At 70.3% G+C, this 1,492-nt stretch carries 1 protein-coding gene and 1 pseudogene; both read left to right on the forward strand.

The genetic code is table 11. From position 1 onward, the window contains the following. The first annotated feature begins 105 nt into the window (after positions 1-105). Positions 106-1,230, forward strand: a complete 1,125-nt coding sequence (locus QR78_RS31355; RefSeq protein WP_425284308.1) for a YcaO-like family protein — start codon at positions 106-108, stop codon at positions 1,228-1,230. After that, positions 1,227-1,492: pseudogene (locus QR78_RS36390) on the forward strand (sugar phosphate isomerase/epimerase family protein); the annotation flags it as partial. The gene QR78_RS31355 and the pseudogene QR78_RS36390, both read left to right, overlap by 4 nt.

Below are 1,492 nucleotides of genomic sequence, written 5' to 3' on the forward strand. Positions count from 1 at the left end.
AAGGCGAGGTCCGGACCGGCGCCGAGCCCGTTGTTGATGGGCTTGGTTGAGGGCTGGTGGCCCGCCGACAGCTCGAAATAGTCGGTCGCCGCGAGGTAGAGCGCCATCAGTACCGTCTCGCCGGTGCGGGCCCGCACCGGCGAGACGGTACTGATGCCGCTCGACCTCGCGGCGACCGACTATTTCGAGCTGTCGCCGGGCTACCAGCCCTTCACCAACCTCATCACCAACGGGCTCGGCGCCGGTCCGGACGTCGCCTTCGCCCTCGGGCACGGCCTCCTCGAACTGCTCCAGCGCGACGGCAACGGCCTCCTGTTCCGTGCCCTCGACCAGGGCGTGATGCTCGACACCTCCGAGGGGCTGGGGCCGGAAACGCGCGCGATGCTCGACCGGCTGGAAGCTCTCGGCATCCGCGCGATGCCGAAATTCGCCACCGACCAGTTCGGCTTCACCAACGTCTACTGCGTCGGCTACGACCTCGACGCCTCGCGCACCCCGGCGCCGATCGCGCTGTCGGCCTGCGGCGAGGCCTGCGATCCCGACCGCGAGCGGGCACTCCGCAAGGCGATCCTCGAATTCCAGGCCGCCCGGGTGCGCAAGACCTTCGGGCACGGGCCGCTGGCGCTCGCCCGCTCGATCACCCCGCCGGGCTACGTCGACGCCTTCATCGAGAAGGCGCTGCCCAGCCTCGATCTGGAGGAGGGCAGGGCGCTCTCCGCGATGCTCGACTGGATCGACAAGCCGGCCGAGACCCTGCGGGACTACCTCGCCGGCACGGTCTATTCCGAGCGCGGCACGAAGCGCTTCACCGACCTGCCGACGCAAGCCGCCCCCACCGGCCAGGACCGCGCCCGCATCGCCCGCGAGCGGCTGGAGGCGGAAGGGTTCGACGTGCTCTACGTCGACGCCTCGCCGCCGGGCGGCGGGGTGGGCATCGTCAAGGCGATCGTGCCGGGGCTCGAAGTCGAGACCATGAGCTATTATCGCATCGGCGAGCGCAACACGCGAAAGCTCATCGAGCGCGACCACCCGCTGATCCGCTTCGGCGAGGAGAGCGAGACCCTGCGGCCGGTGCGCCTGACGCCCGAGGCGCTGGAGCGCTTCGGCGGCCAGCCGCTCTTCGACGTCGCCTTGGCCGAACGGATCGTCGGCCCGCTCTATCCGCTCTACCGCGAGCCGGAATCGCACCACGCGCCGTTCCGCCTGGAGCGGCGGGGGAGGGCGGCATGAGCTTGCGCTTCGCCTACAACACCAACGGGGCGGCCAATCACCGCCTCGACGATGCGCTGAGCCTCATCGCCGATGCCGGCTACGACGGCGTGGCGCTCACCCTCGACATCCACCACCTCGATCCCTTCGCCGAGAGCTGGGCGCAGGACGCCGAGCGGGTGCGCGGCCGGCTCTATTCCTTGAGCCTCGGCTCGTGCTTGGCCCGCGGATCGAGGAGGAAGCGGGCCCCGGTCTCGATTACCGAGCCGAGGCTCAAGGAATA

The sequence above is a fragment of the Methylobacterium indicum genome (assembly GCF_001043895.1).
Lineage (GTDB): Bacteria > Pseudomonadota > Alphaproteobacteria > Rhizobiales > Beijerinckiaceae > Methylobacterium > Methylobacterium indicum.